Source organism: Pseudomonas sp. AN3A02 (assembly GCF_011765255.1).
GTDB lineage: Bacteria > Pseudomonadota > Gammaproteobacteria > Pseudomonadales > Pseudomonadaceae > Aquipseudomonas.
In genome coordinates this window covers 185,064-205,164 of sequence record NZ_JAARNI010000009.1, presented here as the reverse complement: position 1 = coordinate 205,164, position 20,101 = coordinate 185,064, and the positions used below count along the sequence as shown (strand labels likewise).

Genomic DNA, 20,101 nt, shown 5'->3' with positions numbered 1-20,101 from the left:
AACATCAAGCCGGATGTGAAACCAGCGGTTCAGGACCTTGCGCCCAAGGTTCAGGCGGACAGCAATCCAGCGGTGCCGACCCCGGCAACTAACGTCAAGCCGGATGTGAAGCCAGCGGTTCAGGACCTTACGCCCAAGGTTCAGGCGGACAGCAATCCAGCGGTGCCGACCCCGGCAACCAACGTCAAGCCGGGTGTCAACCCAGCAGTTCCGGCGCCGACGCTTAACGTCGCGCCTGAAACGAATGCGTTATCAACGCGACACAGGATCGACCCTGGCTTCCGGCCGGACGCATTCCCGGACAATAGGGTGACTACCAATGTCACCGTTCAAGTTATGAACTGTCCCTGCCCTCATCCCGAGGTGCAACCCGGGTCGCAAGATCGAATGACGCGGCGAGTCGATGGCAAAAAACCGATTACTCCTAACACGTCAGTAACCCCGGGTGTCGATAACCAGACTCCAGTTGTTCCTAACAGGCCAGCAACGCCAAGTGTTGATAACCATGCGCCAGTTGTTCCTAACAGGCCAGCAACGCCAAGTGTTGATAATCAGGCGCCAGTTGTTCCTAACAGGCCAGTAACGCCAGGTGTTGATAACCACGTACCAGTTGTTCCCAACAGGCCAGTAACGCCAGGTGTTGATAACCAGGTACCAGTTGTTCCCAACAGGCCAGTAACGCCAAGTGTTGATAACCGGACGCCAGTTGTTCCCAACAGGCCAGTAACGCCAGGTGTTGATAACCGAACGCCAGTTGTTCCCAACAGGCCAGTAACGCCAGGTGTTGATAACCGAACGCCAGTTGTTCCCAACAGGCCAGTAACGCCAGGTGTTGATAACCAGGCTCCAGTTGTTCCTAACAGGCCAGTAACGCCAGGTGTTGATAACCAGGTACCAGTTGTTCCCAACAGGCCAGTAACGCCAGGTGTTGATAACCGGACGCCAGTTGTTCCCAACAGGCCAGTAACGCCAGGTGTTGATAACCAGGTACCAGTTGCTCCCAACAGGCCAGTAACGCCAGGTGTYGATAACCAGGTACCAGTTGTTCCCAACAGGCCAGTAACGCCAAGTGTTGATAACCGGACGCCAGTTGTTCCCAACAGGCCAGTAACGCCAGGTGTTGATAACCGAACGCCAGTTGTTCCCAACAGGCCAGTAACGCCAGGTGTTGATAACCAGGCTCCAGTTGTTCCTAACAGGCCAGTAACGCCAGGTGTTGATAACCAGGTRCCAGTTGTTCCCAACAGGCCAGTAACGCCAGGTGTTGATAACCAGGTACCAGTTGCTCCCAACAGGCCAGTAACGCCAGGTGTCGATAACCAGGTACCAGTTGTTCCCAACAGGCCAGTAACGCCAGGTGTTGATAACCAGGTGCCAGTTATTCCTAACAGGCCAGTAACACCAGTCGTTGATGACAAGACGCCAATCGCCCCCCGGCCTCCAGTAACGCCGGACGTGACGGCTCCAGGACCTGCCGAGAACGACTTTTTTGAGTCGTCCGGCAACCGCGGGAAACAGGCTTCCAACAACGATTGGCGCTTCAATCCAGGTCGTCGGATAAGTCGATAAAACGGCAACCTCTCAAGGTTTATCAAGGAAATTGCTTCCCGGTCGTCAAGACCGGGGGGCTTCTGGAAAAGAGTGGATTTATGTCTTGTTTACCTATTAGACAAAGGATGCAGGCAAGCACGGAGTATCAGCATCTGGCCTCGTGTCCAGTACGACCAAGGACGGTTTCGACGGACGAGAGGAAAGTTGATAGGGATCCTGTCCCGGCATTCAACAATAACGATCGAGGCGGCATTGGCGATGCAACAAACAACGGCCCGATGCTGACGAAGTTGCTCGAGGTCTTTACGCAGTTCTTTTCCCTGTTGCAACGTGTCCTGGCCGGGACGGATCCGACGAACACGGTTCCGACCCCGGTAACACCGTTGCCTATGCCTCCGGTGACACCCCTTCCGGCAACACCGTTGCCCTCGCCTCCGGTGATCCCCCGTCCTGTTTTACCGCTCCCTGATCCACGTGCACAGGTTCTTCGAGACCTTTCCAGCAAGCGTAATGGCGCAAAGCCCGACAATATCTGGAACGGTTTTCGCCAGGGCCCCGATGGTAACTGCGTGACGATTTCGGCGATCAAGGCGGCGATGATGAAGTTTGGGCAAAGCCCGACCGATATTTTCAAGTCTGTTCGAGGCGTAGGTGATGGCTATCACGTGGAGATGCGTGACGGATACAGGCTGGACCTGAAAAAGGATGAGCTGGAAAAGGCGACAAGGGCTTCAAGGTTTGTCCTAATGACTGACTCCGGCATGCTCAAGGACGCGCACTTCCTGTTTGCTGTCAGTGCCAAACGGGCAATGATGGAAAACAACGACGGGACTGCCGGGAGAAGTATTGAGCATGCCATACACAGCCTTAACAATGGTGAGGATGAATTGGTGGCGGGTGAAGGCTTCTTGCGGCTGGGTTTGCGCCAACACATGCGGACAGTCTCGGTAACAGCCTTTCGAGATAAGTCATTGATAGGGATGGTCAACAGGCAGCGTCACTCGGTGGCTGTGATTGACGGGTGTGAGGAGCTGTACGGCAAGAAGGGGGGGGCGCCGCGTTTCGGAGATGCCATCGCGTTGGTCTGACGTTTTCGCAGGTTCACAACTGGATTCAGCGTGTGGTGGTGTTTCAGAGGATTGTGAACATGAATGTCTTGAACTCCGGTTTTGCGATGAGTGTCGGCCGCAACGTTTTTCATGGCTTGCAGGAAGCACAAGAAAGGCCGGTCGATATCGTCAATGCCTTCAGTTCTACCGAACGTAGATTTGCTGAGCACTTTGATACCAGTACTCATTCGGCGGTCATCAAGATGATGATGGTTACACTCGGGTCTCGCCGCGCCGATATGTTCAGCGAGGTCCGGCACGTCGGCGGCGGCTACGACATCACCCTGAAAGACGGCTACAAGTTGCATCTTGCTGAACATGAGCTGCGCCGCACCACGGCCGCGTCGAGGTTTGTCGGCAGCGATGCAGGGGCAATGGAAAATGCCAATTTTGCGTTGGCGGTCTTTATCAAACGCAAACAGTTGTCCAGCGCGGACAGCAGTATCAACAGCAACTTTGATGCGGCCTTGTCGACGTCTTTACAGGGAGAGACCACCTTTAATCTGCTCAAAGGCATGGGGATGAAGCAGTTTATGCGGCGTATACCTGCGCAGCAGCTCATCGGCAAGGACGCCGTTGGTGTTATGGAAACTCATGACTTTGGCGCCTCATTGATCCGTAATGGGGTGGCGCATCGGTTTGACCGTCAATACCGCCCCGACCGCCATTACGTCTATGTGTTGGACAACGCCGAGCAGGCGAGGCGCAACCCTGAGAAACCCTCCGGCATCCTGAATGGTTTTAATGCGGTTGAACCAAGGTTTGGCGAGTCGTTTGATGTCAGCAGCCACGCCGCCGTGATCAAGATGCTCATGCTGAGATTTGGCCAAAGCCCGGCGGATATGTTTGAGAAAGTCATCCCGGCAGGAGGGGGCTATAACATCACGATGAAGGACGGCTTCGCGATTCACCTTTCCGAACAGGAATTGAACCAGGCGAGCGAAGCGTCCCGGTTTGCCGGACCTGACAGGCAGGCCCTGAACCAGGCCAACTTCATGTGGGCGGCCTACGTAAAACGCAGGCAACTGACCCGTTTTGATCCCGCGCCGGACAAATCATTTGGCAGGGCTTTATCAAACGCTCTGGAAGGCGATACGCCCTACAGGATCTTGAAGGGGCTTGGGATGGTCGGTTTTTTGCGGCTCGTTCCCCCCGGCAAGATGATGAAGCAAGGCGCTGTCGCGGTAATCAATACCTTCGGCTATTCGGGCGCCTTAGTGCTGGATGGCGTCCAGCACAGTGTTGGAAAACCAGCGTCTGTCGCCAGGTCGTATGGCTACATGCTCGCCGAGGAGGTGCCTGCCGGGTTACCGACTGATTCAATCCCCACGGTTTCTCCGACGTCCGATGTCCCGGTGGGGATCAAGCCCGCCAATATCTGGAGCGGATTTTATCAAGGGGTCGAGGGTAATTGCGTCACGGTATCCGCGATCAAGGCGGCGATGATGAAGTACGGTCAAAATCCCCGGGGCATCTATAAAAGCATCATCCCGACGCGCGAGGGTTATACCGTGACCATGCGCGATGCCTGTACGGTGCGCTTGACCCATGAAGAGCTGAAAAAGGCCCGGGAAGGCTCACACTTCAAGGGCGCTGACCCCGGGTTGCTCAAGGACGCGACGTTCTTGTACTCCGTCAGTGCCAAGCGGGCGCAAATGGAGAATCACGAGTTTCGCGCCGCCGTCGGTTTTGAAGCGGCCATGGGCACGCTCAATGATGGCGAGAGCCCCGGTGATGCGCTGCAGCGGCTGGGACTGTATGCCTTTACACGGCAGAGCAGCGTCCAGGAACTGGCCAGTGGCGTGGCCGGCACGCTGGCAAACTTCGGGCACTCTGTAGCGGTGGTTGATGGCGTTTTTGATGATTACGGGGCCAAAACCTCACTGAGGACATCGGGCTGGATGCGTGACGATGGCATCGCACTAAAGTTGGTTTAACTGCAACGGCCCGGCCTGCACCAGCCGTTGCCGGAAACCCTCCATAGGCAGCGGCCGGCTGTGCAAATACCCCTGGTACAAATGACACCCAAGCCCCTGCAAAAACGCCAGTTGCTCGGGGGTTTCCACTCCCTCGGCAATCACCTCCAGGTTCAAGCTGCGGGCCATGGCCACAATCGCGCGGATGATTTCCGCGTCGTTGGGGTCATGGGTGGCATCGCGCACAAACGACTGGTCGATTTTCAGCGCATCCACGGGCAGGCGCTTGAGGTAGGTCAGTGACGAGTAGCCGGTGCCGAAATCATCCATCGCAAAGCTCACGCCGAGCTTTTTCAGGCGGCGCATCTTGCTGATGGTGTCGTCCAGATTCTGAATCACGATGCCTTCGGTGATTTCCAGTTTCAACAGCGTAAAAGGCAGTTGGTGGGTGCGCAGGCTGCGCTCCACCCGCTCGACAAAATCGTTCTGGCGAAACTGCCGTGGGCTGATGTTCACGCACAGGCTGAAATTCAGCGGGTCCACCAGGCCCTCGGCGATCAGTTGCGCGAAGGTCCCGCAGGCTTCATCGAGGATCCAGGTGCCGACTTCCAGAATCAGCCCGCTGTCTTCCAGCACCTTGATGAATTCAGCCGGCGATTGCGCGCCCAACTGCGGGTGCTGCCAGCGCACCAGGGCTTCGGCGCCGACGATCCGGTTACCCCGGGCATCCACTTGCGGTTGGTAGTGCACGCTGAATTCACCGCGGGACAGGGCCAGGCGCAGGTCGGTTTCCATACGCAGCCGCTCGCTGGCGGTTTTCTGCATGCTGTTGTGGAACATCTGGATCGTGTTGCGTCCCGAGTCCTTGGCTCGGTACAGCGCGATATCGGCGCGCTTGAGCAAGTCCGCGGGGGTTGAACCGTGATCGGGAATCAGTGCCACGCCAATGCTCGGCGTGACTTGCAGGCGTTGGCCATCCAGAAACATCGGTTCGGATAACAGTTCGCGCAGGGTGTCGGCCAACTCCGAAACCTGGGCACTGACCTGCTGGCGCGAACCCTCCAGGCCGCTGAGCAGGACTACAAATTCATCGCCACCCAGGCGCGCCACGGTGTCTTCCATGCGCACGCTGGCTTCGAGGCGAGCGGTGACGATTTTCAGCACGGTGTCGCCCACCGGGTGGCCGAGGGAGTCGTTGATGTGCTTGAAGTGGTCCAGGTCGAGGAACAGCAGGGCGCCCCGCAGGTTATGGCGTTTGAGCAAGGCGATTTGCTGGCTCAGGCGGTCCATCAGCAGGGCGCGGTTGGGCAGGTTGGTCAGCGGGTCGTGATAGGCCAGGTGGCGAATCTGCGCCTGGGCGTTTTTCAGCAGGCTCACGTCCCGGGCGGTCAGCAGCAGGCACGGGGTTTCATTGAGGGTGATGGGTTCCACCGACACTTCAACCGCCAGTACTTCGCCGCGCTTGTTGTGCCAGAGCATTTCCAGGTGATGAATGCGGCCCTTGATCTGCAGCTCGGCCAATAACGCAGCGCGCTGGTTTTCGTCGGCCCAGATGCCGATCTGATACAGCGTCAGGCCGATCGCCTCTTCGGCGCGGTAGCCGGTCAAGCGGCAGAAGCCGTCATTGACCTCTACATAGCGCCCGGTATCGCGTTCGGTGATCGACACCGCGTCGGGGCTGGAATGAAAGGCCTTGGCGAACTTCTCTTCGCTGGCCTTGAGCGCCGCTTCCGAGCGTTGCTGCTGGGTGATGTCCCGCAAGGTGGTGACGATGCAGGGTTGGTCGCTGACCTGGATCAGGCGGCTGGAGATCACGCAGTTAAGGGTTTGGCCGTTCTTGTGATGAACGGTGATTGCCACGTTGCTCAGGGACTGTTCGCGAATCACCTGCTCGATGCGTTGCAGGCGCCTGCTGGGTTCATCCCACAAGCCGATCTGTTCGGCGTTGTTATTGAGCACCTCGGCGGCGGTCCAGCCGAAGGTCTGGGTGAAGGCCGGGTTGATCTCGATAAACTGGCCGGTCTCCAGGCGTGTCACGCAGATCGGGTCGGGGCTGGCGAGAAACAGGCTGGCGAACTTTTCTTCCGACGCGGTCAGGCGTTGTTCGCGCTCGACCTGGTCGGTGATGTCGAGCAGCGTGCCGGCCATGCGCAGGGGCACGCCCAAGTCATCGCGATACAGGCGGGCGCGGCTTTCCAGGTAGCGCGAACTGCCATCTTCCAGTTGCACGCGATAGGTCAGTTGGTAGTTGCCCGCCGGGCCTTCGCGCAGGGTCCGGTAGGCGTTGCGCATGCTCTCACGCTCTTCCTGGGGCATGCCTTCAAAAAACGCCTCGAAGGATTCGTGGAACGGCTGGGGTTCCAGCCCGTGCAATTGCGCGGCGCGGGCCGAGCCGTAGAGCATGCCGCTGGGAATGTGCCAGTCCCAGGTACCCAGTTGTGCCGAGTCGAGGGCCAGGTCCAGGCGTTCCTGGCTGTCCTTGAGGGCTTGCTCGGCGTTCTTGCGGTCGGTGGTGTCGAGGAAGGTGCTGATCAGGTAGTCCTCGCCGTCCAGCTCGACTTTCTGGGCGCTGAGGGTGCCATCGTGGATCTGCCCGTTGCTGGCGCGAAACTGCACCTCCATGGTGATGGGGGTGCCTTTGCGCTGGGTGGCCTTGATCAGTAGCGCGCGTTGTTCGGGGTGTACCCAGAGGCCCAGCTCCAGCGTGCTGCGGCCCATGGCATCGGCCAGCGGCCAGCCGAACAGGCTCTCGAAATACTGGTTGGCTTCGCTGATCAGGCCGTCCGCCTGGCGGGTCAGCAGGACCATTAGCGGGCACAAATGAAACAGGGTGGCGAAGCGCTTTTCCGAATGGCTGAGGGCGTGTTCGCGCTCGCGCTGGTGGGTGATTTCGCGGATCACTCCGATCATCCGCCGGCGACCGGCCTTGTCCGGCAGCAGGCTGCCGTTGATTTCCAGCCAGTGCAGGCTGCCATCGGGCCATTGGATACGGTGGTGCATGGCTTGGGCTGCGGGTTCGCCGGCCAGCACCGCATGAAAGGCCCGGACCACCTTGGCGCGGTCCTCGGGGGCCAGCAGGTCCAGGTATTCCAGGTCTTTAGGCAGTGGGTGGTGCGGGTCGAAGCCGAACAGTGCCTGGGTGCCTCGGGACCAGCTTATCCGGCCGGTATCGATTTCCCAGCTCCAGGCGCCCAGCCGGGCAGCGTTGAGCGCCGCCAGCAGTTGCGGCGCGCTGTCCCAGCTTTGCTCCGCCTCCTGTGGGTCCAGGGCGTAGATGCGAGGCAGAGGTGGCACGGAATTGACGGGGTTGCGCATTATCACAGGGCCTTGGCTCGATGGGCGTTCGGCGCGGGTTCATGGTCTACGGGCCACAGCGATTCATGCCTGATTCCCTGGCAGATCGACCTGTGCATCCAATAGGCTCATGAAAGCCCGCGCAGCGTTCGACAGCGTCCTTTCGGTGTGCACGATATAGCCTAGCTGGCGACTGAGCTGTATGCCCGGCAAAGCGATGCGTGCCACCTGATCATCGAGCATCGTGCGCGGCAACACGCTCCAGGCCAGGCCAATGGAGACCATCATCTTGATGGTTTCCAGGTAGTTGGTGCTCATGGCGATATTCGGCGTCAGGCCCTGGGCCTCGAACAGCCGCTGCACGATATGGTGGGTAAAGGTGTTGCCGCCGGGAAACACCGCCGGGTGCCGGGCGATGTCCGCCAGGTTGACGTTGCCATTGCTGATCAGGCTGTGTTCCGGTGCCACCACGAAATCCAGCGGGTCGTCCCACACCGGGGTGGCGCGCACCAGTGTGTGGGGCTCCGGCGCGAGGGTGATGACCGCCACTTCGGCGCGGCCATGGAGGATTTCTTCGTAGGCCACTTCTGAATCGAGAAACTGAATATCCAGGGCGACGTTCGGGTATTCCCGGGTAAACGTTCGCAGTACGGGCGGCAGGCGATGCAGGCCGATGTGATGGCTGGTGGCCAGTGTCAGGCGCCCGCTGACTTCGCCGGTGAGGTTGGTCAGGGCGCGGCGGGTGTCGTCCAGCACGTTGAGAATCTGATAAGCCCGCGGCAGTAACGCTCTCCCGGCTTCGGTAAGGCCGACTTCACGCCCCAGCCGGTCGAACAGACGCACCTTTAATTGCTGCTCCAGGCCGGCGATGCGCTTGCTGATGGCGGGTTGGGTCAGGTGCAGGCGTTCGCCGGCACCGGAGAAGCTGCCAGTCTCGGCGATGGCAATAAAGGCATTGAGGTTGGCCAGGTCCATTGTGCTATTCCAGTTGGTAATCCAAAGCATAAAAAATATGAATTTGAGTTATTTAATGTAGCGCCATACCATCAGCCTCACAAGCCAAAGGGTTATTGAATCGTTCAAGGCCCGGGGCATAGAAACACCTGATGAGGACCGCGTGATGGCCGGCAAAACGCTTTACGACAAGCTTTGGGATTCCCATGAAGTGAAACGGCGCGATGATGGGTCGTCGCTGATCTACATCGACCGTCACATCATCCATGAAGTGACCTCGCCTCAAGCGTTCGAAGGCCTGCGACTGGCCGGGCGCAAGCCTTGGCGCGTCGACTCGATCATCGCCACCCCGGACCACAACGTGCCGACCACCCCGGAGCGTAAAGGCGGGATCGAAGCTATCGTCGACACCGTGTCGCGCCTCCAGGTGCAGACCCTCGATGATTACTGCGACGAATATGGCATCACCGAATTCAAGATGAATGACGTGCGTCAAGGCATCGTTCACGTGATCGGCCCGGAGCAGGGCGCCACCTTGCCCGGCATGACCGTGGTCTGCGGCGACTCCCACACCTCCACCCACGGGGCGTTTGGCGCGTTGGCGCACGGCATCGGCACTTCCGAGGTGGAGCACGTATTCGCCACCCAGTGCCTGGTTGCCAAGAAAATGAAGAACATGCTGGTGTCGGTGGAAGGTGAGTTGCCTTTCGGCGTCACTGCCAAAGACATCGTCCTGGCGGTGATCGGCAAGATCGGCACCGCCGGCGGTAACGGCCACGCCATCGAATTCGCCGGCAGCGCGATTCGCGACCTGTCCATCGAAGGCCGCATGACCATCTGCAACATGTCCATCGAAGCCGGTGCCCGTGTGGGCATGGTGGCGGCGGACGAAAAGACCATTGCCTACGTCAAGGGTCGCCCATTCGCACCGAGCGGTGCCGATTGGGACGCCGCTGTCGAAGCCTGGAAAGACCTGGTGTCCGATGCCGACGCGGTGTTCGACACCGTGGTTACCCTCGACGCCGCGCAGATCAAGCCGCAAGTCAGCTGGGGCACTTCGCCGGAAATGGTGTTGGCCGTTGATCAGAACGTGCCGGACCCGACCAAGGAAACCGACCTGGTCAAACGCGGCTCCATCGAGCGCGCCTTGAAGTACATGGGCTTGAAAGCCAACCAGGCGATCACCGACATTCAGTTGGATCGCGTGTTTATCGGCTCCTGCACCAACTCGCGGATCGAAGACTTGCGCGCTGCGGCGGTGATCGCCAAGGGCCGCAAAGTCGCCTCGACCATCAAGCAGGCGATCGTGGTGCCAGGTTCGGGTCTGGTTAAGGCCCAGGCTGAAGCCGAAGGCCTCGACAAGATCTTCCTCGAAGCCGGTTTTGAATGGCGCGAGCCGGGCTGCTCGATGTGCCTGGCAATGAACCCGGACCGTTTGGAGTCAGGCGAGCATTGCGCGTCCACCTCCAACCGTAACTTCGAAGGGCGTCAGGGCGCCGGTGGCCGTACCCACCTCGTTAGCCCGGCCATGGCTGCTGCGGCTGCCGTCAACGGTCGTTTCATCGACGTTCGCGAATTGATCTGAGGAATACCCGATGAGAGCTTTTACCCAACACACCGGTTTAGTCGCGCCGTTGGACCGTGCCAACGTGGACACCGACCAGATCATTCCCAAGCAGTTCTTGAAGTCGATCAAGCGCACCGGTTTTGGCCCGAACCTGTTCGACGAGTGGCGCTACCTGGACGTGGGCTACGCCTACCAGGACAACTCCAAGCGCCCGTTGAACAAGGATTTTGTGCTCAACGCCGAGCGTTACCAGGGTGCCAGCGTGTTGCTGGCCCGGGAAAACTTCGGTTGCGGCTCCAGCCGTGAACACGCGCCGTGGGCCCTGGAAGAATATGGCTTTCGCAGCATCATCGCGCCGAGCTACGCCGACATCTTCTTCAACAACAGCTTCAAGAACGGCTTGTTGCCGATCATCTTGAGCGATGCCGAAGTAGATGAGTTGTTCCAGCAAGTGGAAGCCAATGTGGGCTACCAGTTGACCGTCGACCTGGCGGCTCAGACCGTGACCCGTCCTGACGGCAAGGTGTATCACTTTGAAGTGGACGCCTTCCGCAAGGACTGCCTGATCAATGGCCTGGACGACATCGGCCTGACCTTGCAGGACGGTGATGCGATTGCAGCGTTTGAAACCAAGCACCGGGCGAGCCAGCCTTGGTTGTTTCGCGACGCGTAACCCACTGTAGGAGCGAGCTTGCTCGCGAAAAACCTGAGATCGCCACGGGGTGTCAGATGCCCAGCGTCATCGTTGGCGACCTTCGCGAGCAAGCTCGCTCCTACAAAAAGCACAACAACGAGGAGCTTCCCATGACCAGCACCGCCCACACCCAAGTCGTGCAAAAACAATTCGGCGAACAGGCCTCGGCCTACCTGAGCAGCGCAGTTCACGCTCAAGGCACCGAATTCGCGCTACTCCAGGCCGAACTGGCCGGGCAGGGCGCTGCGCGACTGCTGGACCTGGGTTGCGGCGCTGGCCATGTGAGTTTCAACGTTGCACCGTTGGTTAAAGAAGTGGTGGCGTACGACCTGTCCCAGCAAATGCTCGAGGTGGTCGCGGCTGCTGCGGTGGACCGTGGCCTGGACAACATCCGCACCGTGCACGGCGCCGCCGAGCGCCTGCCGTTTGCCGATGGCGAGTTCGACTTTGTGTTCAGCCGCTATTCGGCCCACCACTGGAGCGACCTCGGCCTGGCCCTGCGTGAAGTGCGCCGGGTGCTCAAGCCGGGTGGCGTGGCCGCTTTTGTGGACGTCTTGTCACCGGGCAGCCCGCTGTTGGACACTTACCTGCAAACCGTGGAAGTGCTGCGCGACACCAGTCATGTGCGCGATTATTCCGCCGGCGAGTGGATGCACCAGCTCAGCGAAGCCGGTTTGCATGTACGCAACAGCAGCCGCCAGCGCCTGCGCCTGGAATACACCTCGTGGGTTGAGCGCATGCGCACCCCAGAGGTATTGCGCGCCGCGATTCTGGAGCTGCAAAAGGCGATGGGCCAGGAAGTGCGCGATTATTTCGAGATTCAAGCCGACGGCACCTTCAGCACCGACGTGCTGGTGGTGTGGGCCGAACGCTGATTAATTTTTCCCGACCTGCCCACGGGCGGGTCGCTTGATGAAATGAGGAACCCATGAGCAAGCAGATTCTGATTCTCCCTGGCGACGGCATTGGTCCGGAAATCATGGCCGAAGCGGTCAAGGTCCTGGAAGTGGCCAACACCAAGTACAGCCTGGGCTTCGAACTGAGCCACGACGTGATCGGCGGCGCGGCCATCGACAAGCACGGCGTGCCCCTGGCCGACGAGACCCTGGACCGTGCGCGCGCAGCCGACGCCGTGCTGTTGGGTGCCGTGGGTGGCCCGAAATGGGACAAGATCGAACGTGACATCCGCCCGGAGCGCGGCCTGCTGAAGATCCGTGCGCAACTGGGCCTGTTCGGCAACCTGCGCCCGGCGATCCTTTACCCGCAACTGGCGGACGCTTCCAGCCTGAAGCCGGAAATCGTCGCGGGCCTGGACATCCTGATCGTCCGCGAACTGACCGGCGGTATCTACTTCGGCTCGCCACGGGGCGTGCGCGAGTTGGAGAATGGCGAGCGTCAGGCCTACGACACCCTGCCGTACAGCGAGAGTGAAATCCGCCGTATCGCCCGTGTCGGTTTCGACATGGCCCGTGTGCGTGGCAAGAAGGTCTGCTCGGTGGACAAGGCCAACGTATTGGCGTCCAGCCAGCTGTGGCGTGAAATCGTCGAGGAAGTCGCCAAGGACTACCCGGACGTCGAGCTGAGCCACATGTACGTCGACAACGCCGCCATGCAACTGGTGCGTGCACCCAAGCAATTCGACGTGATCGTCACCGACAACCTGTTTGGCGACATCCTGTCCGACCAGGCCTCGATGCTCACCGGTTCCATCGGCATGCTGCCGTCGGCATCCCTGGATGCCAACAACAAAGGCATGTACGAGCCGTGCCACGGTTCGGCGCCGGACATCGCCGGGCAGGGCATTGCCAACCCGTTGGCGACCATTTTGTCGGTGTCGATGATGCTGCGTTACAGCTTCAACCTGACCGACGCGGCGGATGCCATCGAGAAGGCTGTGAGCCTGGTGCTGGACCAAGGCCTGCGCACCGGTGACATCTGGTCCCAGGGTTGCACCAAGGTCGGTACGCAAGAAATGGGCGACGCAGTAGTCGCCGCGCTGCGGAATCTGTAATCTCTCGGGCCCGCTTGCAGATGTTGCTGCAAGGCGGCCCACTTTTGAACAAGGTGTAGTTGCGATGAAACGTGTAGGTCTGATCGGTTGGCGCGGTATGGTCGGTTCCGTGCTCATGCAGCGGATGCTGGAAGAGCAGGATTTCGATCTGATTGAGCCGGTGTTTTTCACCACTTCCAATGTAGGTGGTCAAGGGCCGTCTGTGGGCAAGGACATTGCTCCGCTCAAGGACGCCTATAACATTGAAGAACTGAAGACCCTCGACGTCATTCTGACCTGCCAGGGTGGCGACTACACCAGCGAAGTCTTCCCCAAGCTGCGCGAAGCCGGCTGGCAGGGCTACTGGATCGACGCCGCTTCCAGCCTGCGCATGCAGGATGACGCGGTCATCGTCCTGGACCCGGTCAACCGCAAGGTGATCGACCAGCAACTGGACGCAGGCACCAAGAACTACATCGGCGGCAACTGCACCGTCAGCCTGATGCTGATGGGCCTGGGCGGCTTGTTCGAAGCCGGCCTGGTGGAGTGGATGAGCGCCATGACCTATCAGGCGGCCTCCGGTGCCGGCGCGCAGAACATGCGTGAACTGATCAAGCAAATGGGCGCGACTCACGCTGCGGTCGCCGATCAACTGGCTGACCCGGCCAGCGCGATCCTCGACATCGACCGCCGTGTGGCTGAAGCCATGCGCAGTGAAGCCTACCCGACCGAAAACTTCGGTGTGCCCTTGGCCGGTAGCCTGATCCCGTGGATCGACAAGGAACTGCCTAACGGCCAGAGCCGTGAAGAGTGGAAGGCCCAGGCCGAGACCAACAAGATCCTTGGTCGCTTCAAGAGCCCGATCCCGGTGGACGGTATCTGCGTGCGCATCGGCGCCATGCGTTGCCACAGCCAGGCGCTGACCATCAAGCTGAACAAAGACGTACCGATCGCCGATATCGAAGGGCTGATCAGCCAGCACAACCCTTGGGTCAAGCTGGTGCCGAACAACCGCGATATCAGCATCCAGGAACTGAGCCCGAACAAGGTGACCGGTACCCTGAATGTGCCGGTTGGCCGTCTGCGCAAGCTGAACATGGGGACTCAGTACCTGGGCGCGTTCACCGTCGGCGACCAACTGCTGTGGGGCGCGGCTGAGCCGTTGCGTCGCATGCTGCGGATCTTGCTGGAGCGGTAATCGCTGCTGGTAATTGGAAACCCGCGCTCTGGTGACAGGCGCGGGTTTTTTATTGCGCGCTCGGGCCTCTTCGCGAGCAAGCCCGCTCCCACATTCGACCGAGTTTCTTCAGTTGAAATGCGATCAAATGTGGGAGCGGGCTTGCTCGCGAAGAGGCCATCAGCCACACCACAACCCCCAGGTTAATTGCCTCACCCCCAACCACCCGGTAAAGTGCCGCTCCCCCCGCAATGCCCGAGGCAGCCCCCATGACCCAGACCTTTGATATTGCCGTGATCGGCGCCACCGGCACCGTTGGCGAAACCCTGGTGCAGATCCTCGAAGAGCAGGACTTCCCGGTAGGCAACCTCCACCTGTTGGCCAGCAGCGAGTCGGCCGGGCATTCGGTGCCGTTTCGGGGCAAGAACGTGCGGGTACGGGAAGTCGACGAATTTGATTTCAGCAAAGTCCAACTGGTGTTCTTCGCCGCCGGCCCTGCGGTCACCTTGAGTTTTGCCCCGCGCGCCACCGCCGCTGGCTGCACGCTGATCGACCTGTCCGGCGCCTTGCCGGCCGATCAGGCGCCGCAAGTGGTTCCGGAAGCCAATGCCCACGTCCTGGATGGCCTGAAAAAGCCGTATCAGGTCAGCAGCCCAAGCCCATCGGCCACCGCCCTGGCCGTGGTGCTGGCGCCACTGCGCGGTTTGCTGGATATCCAGCGCGTCAGCGTCACGGCCAATCTCGCTGTTTCCGCCCAGGGCCGTGAAGCGGTCGCCGAACTCGCCCGGCAGACCGCCGAGTTGCTGAACGTGCGCCCGTTGGAGCCAAAATTTTTCGATCGGCAGATGGCCTTCAACCTGCTGGCCCAGGTCGGCAAGCCTGACGCCCAAGGCCACACTGCCCTGGAAAAGCGCCTGGTGCACGAATTGCGCGCCGTGCTGGAAATGCCTTTGCTAAAGATTTCCGCAACCTGCGTTCAAGCCCCGGTGTTTTTTGGCGATAGCCTGACTGTGTCACTGCAATTGGGGGCAGCGGTCGATCTTGCCGCCGTCAACCTTGCCCTGGACTCGGCGCCGGGTGTCGAGCGGGTGGAAGAGGGCGATTACCCCACGGCGGTTGGCGATGCGGTCGGTCAGGACGTGGTCTACGTTGGCCGGGTGCGTGCCGGTGTCGATGACCCGGCGGAACTAAATGTGTGGCTGACGTCAGATAACGTACGCAAAGGCGCCGCACTTAACGCCGTACAGCTGGCGCAGTTGTTGATAAAAGGCCTTGTGTAAAAGATACTTGGCGGCAATTTGTAGATTGATTCTAGCCAAGCGCTATGCTTGGCCCCAAGCTGGAAAGATTGCGCGTCGGTGACCTATCGGCTCGCCATGCCTTATGGCAGCGGTTACCACCCTTCTCGCAGGCCGGGGAGTGTTCAAAAAGGATGAGGCTATGGTTCAAGTTCGCAAACTGGTGTTAGCAATAGCGGCCGCCTCGGCGCTGTCCTCCGGTATGGCGCAAGCACTGCAACTTGGGGAGATGACTCTCAAGTCGAAGCTGAACCAGCCGCTGTCGGTGGAGATCGAGCTGCTCGACGTCGGTGGCCTGACCGCCTCCGAGATCACCCCCAGCCTCGCTTCGTCCCAGGCCTTCGTGGATGCGGGCGTTGATCGCCAGGCTTTCCTGAATGACCTGACCTTCACCCCGGTGGTCAACCCGAACGGCCGCAGTGTGGTGCGTGTCACCTCCAGCCAGCCGTTGCCTGATTCCTATGTGCGTTTCCTGTTGCAGGTGCAATGGCCCAACGGCCGCCTGATGCGCGACTACAGCGTGTTGCTGGACCCGGCCAAGTTCGACCAGTCGACCCCGACGGCCGGCGCGCCTGCACCTGCACCGCGCCTGACGTCGCCTGTGACGTCGGCTCCGCCAGTCACCAAGCCCAAGGAACTCACCACAACTTCCCACGACACCTTGTGGGAAATCGCCGCGAAGAACCGTAACGGCGCCTCGGTGCAGCAAACCATGCTGGCCATTCAGGCACTGAACCCTGATGCCTTTGTCGGCGGCAACATCAACCGCATGAAAACCGGCCATGTCCTGCGCCTGCCAGATTCTGGGCAAAGCACCAGCCTGCCGCAGCCCCAGGCGGTTGCTGAAGTGACTGCGCAAAATGCGGCGTGGCGCGAGGGGCGTCGCGGCGCCAATCAGCCCGCCGGCAAGGCGCAACTCGACGCCACCAAGCGTACCCAGGCCGGTAACGCACCTGCGCAGACCAATACCAAGGACAACTTGAGCCTGGTTTCCGCCGAAGCCGCCAAGAAAGGCGTGAAGGGCGGGGCTGGTGATAGCCGGGCCTTGAACAACAAGCTGGCGGTGACCCAGGAAAGCCTGGATTCGACCCGTCGCGAGAATGAAGAACTGAAAAGCCGCATGGCTGACCTGCAAAGTCAGCTGGACAAACTGCAGCGGCTGATCGAGCTCAAGAACAATCAATTGGCCAAGCTGCAGACCCCAGGTGGCGCTGCGGCGCAGCCTGCTGCCACGGCCGCGATGCCGGCTGAAGTGGCTGCACAACCGGCCGCGCCGGTTGCGGCAACCCCGGCGGCAACCCCCGCGGCTGCGCCGGTCGAGACGCCGATCAAGGCTGACGCGGTGCCTGCTACCACCGAAGGTAAATTCAACGACCTGCTGACCAACCCGATTGTGCTCGGCGTGATCGGCGGCGCGGCGGGTTTGCTGGTGCTGTTGCTTCTGCTGTTGTGGGCGCGTCATCGCAATGCACGCCTTGAAGAAGAAAAGCACCTGCGCATGGCGCGGGCCCTGGCTGAAGAGCCGGAATTTGCGCCGAACATTGATCACGATCTGCCATCCGACAGTTTCGAAGGCCTTGATGTGCCGCCGCCGAACGTCAAGCTGGCTCCAGCTCCAGCTCCGGCAGCAGTGGTTGCTCCGGTGATTGCACCGGTTGTCGCTCCTGTTGCTGCTGAGCGCCCGGCCGACGCCCTGGCTCAAGCCCAGTCGCACATCGACCGTGGCCACCTGAACCAGGCCGCTGAAGTACTGGAAGATGCGATCAAGCAAGAGCCTGCCCGCAGCGACCTGCGCCTCAAGCTGATGGAAGTCCACGGTTTGCAGGGCAACAAGGAAGGGTTTGTCACCCAGGAGCGCCAATTGGTCGCCAATGGTGACAACCATGCCCAGGTTGAACAGCTGAAAAGTCGCTTCCCGGCCATGGCCGTGCTCGCGGCTGGCGTCAGCGCTGCCGTTGCTGCGGCCGCCCTCGACGCCCAATACGTCAAGGACCTGCTCAAGGACGAACCCGCGCCGCCTGCTCCTGCGCCGGAACCTGACGCGTTTGACACCGACTTCGACCTGAGCCTGGACGATCTGGAAGCCGCTTCCCCGGCCGTGGTCAAGCCAGCGTCGGACGACCTGAGCTTTGAGTCGGTGCTGCAACAGCAGACCGAGGCCAAGGCCAGCGAGGAAGACATCTCGGACTTCGACCTGGACCTGCAGCTCGACCCGCCATCGTCGACCCAGTCCGACGACGAGTTCCTCTCCGGTCTCGAAGACCAGATGAAGGGCCAGCCACCGGTAGAGCCGCCGACCCTGACACCAGCCGACCTGGACGACCTCGAGCTGCCGGAAGATTTCGACCTGTCCCTGGCCGACGAACCCGAGGCACCTGCCGCGGCCAAGCCGGATGCATTCGCCTCGGAACTTGACGACGTCAACGCCGAGCTGGATCGCCTGTCGCAAAGCCTGGAGCATCCGCCCATCGAGCCGTCCTTCACCGAGGCAGACGCAGCATTGGGTGGCGATGAGCCGGAATTCGACTTCCTCTCCGGCACTGATGAAGTGGCGACCAAGCTTGACCTGGCCCAGGCCTACATCGACATGGGCGATGCCGATGGCGCGCGGGACATTCTTGGCGAAGTGCTTAAGGAAGGCGACGACGGTCAAAAAGGCGAAGCCAAGGAAATGCTCAGCCGGCTGGCTTGATCCCTTCCCCCTGTAGGAGCGAGCTTGCTCGCGAAGAACTCCCAGGCACCGCGTTCATCCAGGATGGGCGCGTTATCGTTAACGACCTTCGCGAGCAAGCTCGCTCCTACAAAAAGCCCCAAGCTCGGCGCACGGCCTTATAATGGCCGCCTTTGCGCAACTCATCAGGCTCTCAGTTCTTGGCAAATATAGATAACGCGGCCGCCGAAATGGCGGCCGCAGGCTTTTTCAGAATCGCCCTGGGCGTGGAATACAAAGGCTCACGCTATCGCGGCTGGCAGCGCCAGGCCTCCGGCGTGCCGACGGTGCAGGAAACCCTGGAGAAGGCCCTGTCGAAAGTCGCCGACTCACCGGTGTCGCTGATGTGTGCCGGGCGTACCGACGCCGGCGTGCATGCCTGCGGGCAAGTGGTGCACTTCGATACCCAGGCCGAGCGCTCGATGAAGGCGTGGGTGATGGGCGCCAATATCAACTTGCCCCACGACGTCAGCGTCAGTTGGGCCAAGGTGATGCCGGCGGATTTTCATGCGCGCTTCAAGGCCATTGCCCGGCGTTATCGCTATGTGATCTACAACGATCAGATCCGTCCGGCCCATCTCAACGAAGAAATTACCTGGAACCACCGCCCCCTGGACGCCGAGCGCATGGCTGAGGCCGCCCAGCATCTGGTGGGTATCCACGATTTCAGCGCGTTTCGTGCCGGCCAGTGCCAAGCCAAGTCGCCGATCAAGGAAGTCCATCATCTGCGGGTGACGCGCCACGGCAAGATGATCGTGCTGGATATTCGCGCCGGTGCCTTCCTGCACCATATGGTGCGCAATATCGCCGGGGTGCTGATGACCATCGGTACCGGCGAGCGTCCGGTGGAGTGGGCCAAGGAAGTGCTGGAAAGCCGGATTCGTCGCACCGGCGGCGTCACGGCGCATCCGTTCGGCCTGTACCTGGTGGATGTGGAGTACCGCGACGAGTTTGAGTTGCCGCAGCGGTTCATCGGGCCACACTTCCTCACAGGTTTCAGCGAACTTGGCGGCTGACTCCCTCAAAAGCATTTGTTACCATCCGGGACTTTCTCGGACACGCCCTGAGGTTTAATCGACATGTCTGCCGTTCGCAGCAAGATTTGCGGGATTACCCGCATAGAAGACGCGTTGGCGGCGGTCGAGGCGGGGGCCGATGCCATCGGTTTCGTGTTTTATGCCAAAAGCCCGCGGGCGGTGAATGTGTTGCAGGCGCGGGCGATCATTGTCGCGTTACCGCCGTTCGTGACCACCGTTGGATTGTTCGTCAACGCCAGCCGTTGCGAGCTGAATGAAACCCTCGATGCGGTGCAGCTGGACATGCTGCAGTTCCATGGCGACGAAAGCCCTGATGAGTGCGAGAGCTATCAGCGCCCGTATATCAAGGCGTTGCGGGTCAAGGCCGGCGACGATATCGCTGCGGCATGCGCTGCCTACACCGGGGCGCGCGGGATTCTTCTCGACACCTACGTCGAAGGTGTTCCCGGTGGCACCGGTGAGGCGTTTGACTGGACGCTGATTCCCGAAGGCCTGAGCAAGCCGATTATCCTGGCGGGCGGCCTGAATCCGGGCAATGTCGCCAGCGCCATCCAGCAGGTTCGCCCTTACGCCGTTGACGTCAGCGGTGGGGTAGAGCAGGCCAAAGGCATCAAGGATCACGCAAAGATTCGCGCATTCATGCAGGCCGTGCGCGACAGCAGTGGCACGATGTGACGGCTGGCAGTCTGCCGCCGTCCATAACTACCACTGTGTAAAACAGCCCGGCGCCGCCTGTGGGAGGCCCGGAAATGAAGTGGCAACCCTGCACTGCAGGTTGTCTGGAAGGCTGAGGGCACAGGCAGG

14 protein-coding genes and 1 pseudogene are annotated in these 20,101 nt (G+C 60.5%); 11 read left to right on the top strand and 4 right to left on the bottom strand.

Features of this window, described 5'->3' with window-relative positions:
* Nucleotides 1-856: 856 nt before the first annotated feature.
* On the bottom strand, nucleotides 857-1,069 hold the full coding sequence (locus tag HBJ59_RS25700) for a hypothetical protein (RefSeq protein ID WP_167665180.1): 213 nt from the start codon (nucleotides 1,067-1,069) through the stop codon (nucleotides 857-859).
* A gap of 760 nt (nucleotides 1,070-1,829) precedes the next feature.
* Here HBJ59_RS25700 and HBJ59_RS25695 point away from each other — a divergent pair.
* A complete protein-coding gene (locus HBJ59_RS25695; RefSeq protein ID WP_167665179.1) occupies nucleotides 1,830-2,639 on the top strand; it encodes a hypothetical protein in 810 nt (269 codons plus the stop codon).
* Between the two features lie 59 nt (nucleotides 2,640-2,698).
* Complete coding sequence (locus HBJ59_RS25690) at nucleotides 2,699-4,597, top strand: hypothetical protein (protein WP_167665178.1); 1,899 nt, start codon at nucleotides 2,699-2,701, stop codon at nucleotides 4,595-4,597.
* Here HBJ59_RS25690 and HBJ59_RS25685 read toward each other — a convergent pair.
* On the bottom strand, nucleotides 4,583-7,891 hold the full coding sequence (locus HBJ59_RS25685; RefSeq protein ID WP_167665177.1) for an EAL domain-containing protein: 3,309 nt from the start codon (nucleotides 7,889-7,891) through the stop codon (nucleotides 4,583-4,585). The genes HBJ59_RS25690 and HBJ59_RS25685 overlap by 15 nt on opposite strands.
* 63 nt (nucleotides 7,892-7,954) lie before the next feature.
* Nucleotides 7,955-8,845 (bottom strand): LysR family transcriptional regulator, encoded by an 891-nt coding sequence (locus HBJ59_RS25680; RefSeq protein WP_076014707.1) that lies wholly within the window; start codon nucleotides 8,843-8,845, stop codon nucleotides 7,955-7,957.
* 145 nt (nucleotides 8,846-8,990) lie between these two features.
* On the opposite strand from HBJ59_RS25680, the gene leuC reads away from it, so the two are divergent.
* Complete coding sequence (gene leuC, locus HBJ59_RS25675; RefSeq protein ID WP_167665176.1) at nucleotides 8,991-10,409, top strand: 3-isopropylmalate dehydratase large subunit; 1,419 nt, start codon at nucleotides 8,991-8,993, stop codon at nucleotides 10,407-10,409.
* Nucleotides 10,410-10,419: 10 nt separating this feature from the next.
* Nucleotides 10,420-11,064, top strand: a complete 645-nt coding sequence (leuD, locus tag HBJ59_RS25670) for a 3-isopropylmalate dehydratase small subunit (RefSeq protein ID WP_167665175.1) — start codon at nucleotides 10,420-10,422, stop codon at nucleotides 11,062-11,064.
* Between the two features lie 2 nt (nucleotides 11,065-11,066).
* On the opposite strand, the pseudogene HBJ59_RS31715 reads toward leuD, so the two are convergent.
* Nucleotides 11,067-11,156 (bottom strand): annotated as a pseudogene (locus HBJ59_RS31715) (outer membrane lipoprotein carrier protein LolA); the annotation flags it as partial.
* A 39-nt stretch (nucleotides 11,157-11,195) separates the two neighbouring features.
* Between HBJ59_RS31715 and HBJ59_RS25665 the strand changes: the two are divergent.
* The 7 genes from HBJ59_RS25665 to HBJ59_RS25635 all read left to right on the top strand — a co-directional run bounded on the left by HBJ59_RS25665 (nucleotide 11,196) and on the right by HBJ59_RS25635 (nucleotide 19,972).
* The gene (locus HBJ59_RS25665) at nucleotides 11,196-11,960 is read left to right on the top strand and encodes a class I SAM-dependent methyltransferase (protein WP_076014704.1); all 765 of its coding nucleotides are present in this window, start codon (nucleotides 11,196-11,198) and stop codon (nucleotides 11,958-11,960) included.
* A 53-nt stretch (nucleotides 11,961-12,013) separates the two neighbouring features.
* Entirely contained in the window at nucleotides 12,014-13,096 is a 1,083-nt protein-coding gene (gene leuB / locus HBJ59_RS25660; RefSeq protein WP_076014703.1) for a 3-isopropylmalate dehydrogenase, read from the top strand.
* Nucleotides 13,097-13,160: 64 nt separating this feature from the next.
* Nucleotides 13,161-14,273, top strand: coding sequence for an aspartate-semialdehyde dehydrogenase (asd, locus tag HBJ59_RS25655; RefSeq protein ID WP_010175747.1), 1,113 nt, complete (start codon nucleotides 13,161-13,163; stop codon nucleotides 14,271-14,273).
* A 248-nt stretch (nucleotides 14,274-14,521) separates the two neighbouring features.
* The gene (locus HBJ59_RS25650) at nucleotides 14,522-15,532 is read left to right on the top strand and encodes an aspartate-semialdehyde dehydrogenase (protein WP_167665174.1); all 1,011 of its coding nucleotides are present in this window, start codon (nucleotides 14,522-14,524) and stop codon (nucleotides 15,530-15,532) included.
* Nucleotides 15,533-15,692: 160 nt separating this feature from the next.
* Nucleotides 15,693-18,242: a FimV family protein gene (locus HBJ59_RS25645; RefSeq protein WP_167665173.1), complete on the top strand. Its 2,550-nt coding sequence runs from the start codon at nucleotides 15,693-15,695 to the stop codon at nucleotides 18,240-18,242.
* A 209-nt stretch (nucleotides 18,243-18,451) separates the two neighbouring features.
* Entirely contained in the window at nucleotides 18,452-19,276 is an 825-nt protein-coding gene (gene truA / locus HBJ59_RS25640; RefSeq protein ID WP_017478802.1) for a tRNA pseudouridine(38-40) synthase TruA, read from the top strand.
* 63 nt (nucleotides 19,277-19,339) lie between these two features.
* Nucleotides 19,340-19,972, top strand: a complete 633-nt coding sequence (locus HBJ59_RS25635) for a phosphoribosylanthranilate isomerase (protein ID WP_167665172.1) — start codon at nucleotides 19,340-19,342, stop codon at nucleotides 19,970-19,972.
* Nucleotides 19,973-20,101: the final 129 nt, after the last annotated feature.

What these genes read in the sequence shown, in the direction of transcription:
- leuD (WP_167665175.1), top strand. Translation starts at nt 10,420, where the DNA reads ATGAGAGCTTTTACCCAACACACCGGTTTAGTCGCGCCGTTGGACCGT.
- HBJ59_RS25680 (WP_076014707.1), bottom strand. Translation starts at nt 8,845, where the DNA reads ATGGACCTGGCCAACCTCAATGCCTTTATTGCCATCGCCGAGACTGGC.
- leuC (WP_167665176.1), top strand. Translation starts at nt 8,991, where the DNA reads ATGGCCGGCAAAACGCTTTACGACAAGCTTTGGGATTCCCATGAAGTG.
- HBJ59_RS25665 (WP_076014704.1), top strand. Translation starts at nt 11,196, where the DNA reads ATGACCAGCACCGCCCACACCCAAGTCGTGCAAAAACAATTCGGCGAA.
- HBJ59_RS25690 (WP_167665178.1), top strand. Translation starts at nt 2,699, where the DNA reads ATGAATGTCTTGAACTCCGGTTTTGCGATGAGTGTCGGCCGCAACGTT.
- HBJ59_RS25695 (WP_167665179.1), top strand. Translation starts at nt 1,830, where the DNA reads ATGCTGACGAAGTTGCTCGAGGTCTTTACGCAGTTCTTTTCCCTGTTG.
- HBJ59_RS25685 (WP_167665177.1), bottom strand. Translation starts at nt 7,891, where the DNA reads ATGCGCAACCCCGTCAATTCCGTGCCACCTCTGCCTCGCATCTACGCC.
- leuB (WP_076014703.1), top strand. Translation starts at nt 12,014, where the DNA reads ATGAGCAAGCAGATTCTGATTCTCCCTGGCGACGGCATTGGTCCGGAA.
- HBJ59_RS25650 (WP_167665174.1), top strand. Translation starts at nt 14,522, where the DNA reads ATGACCCAGACCTTTGATATTGCCGTGATCGGCGCCACCGGCACCGTT.
- asd (WP_010175747.1), top strand. Translation starts at nt 13,161, where the DNA reads ATGAAACGTGTAGGTCTGATCGGTTGGCGCGGTATGGTCGGTTCCGTG.
- HBJ59_RS25645 (WP_167665173.1), top strand. Translation starts at nt 15,693, where the DNA reads ATGGTTCAAGTTCGCAAACTGGTGTTAGCAATAGCGGCCGCCTCGGCG.
- HBJ59_RS25635 (WP_167665172.1), top strand. Translation starts at nt 19,340, where the DNA reads ATGTCTGCCGTTCGCAGCAAGATTTGCGGGATTACCCGCATAGAAGAC.
- truA (WP_017478802.1), top strand. Translation starts at nt 18,452, where the DNA reads ATGGCGGCCGCAGGCTTTTTCAGAATCGCCCTGGGCGTGGAATACAAA.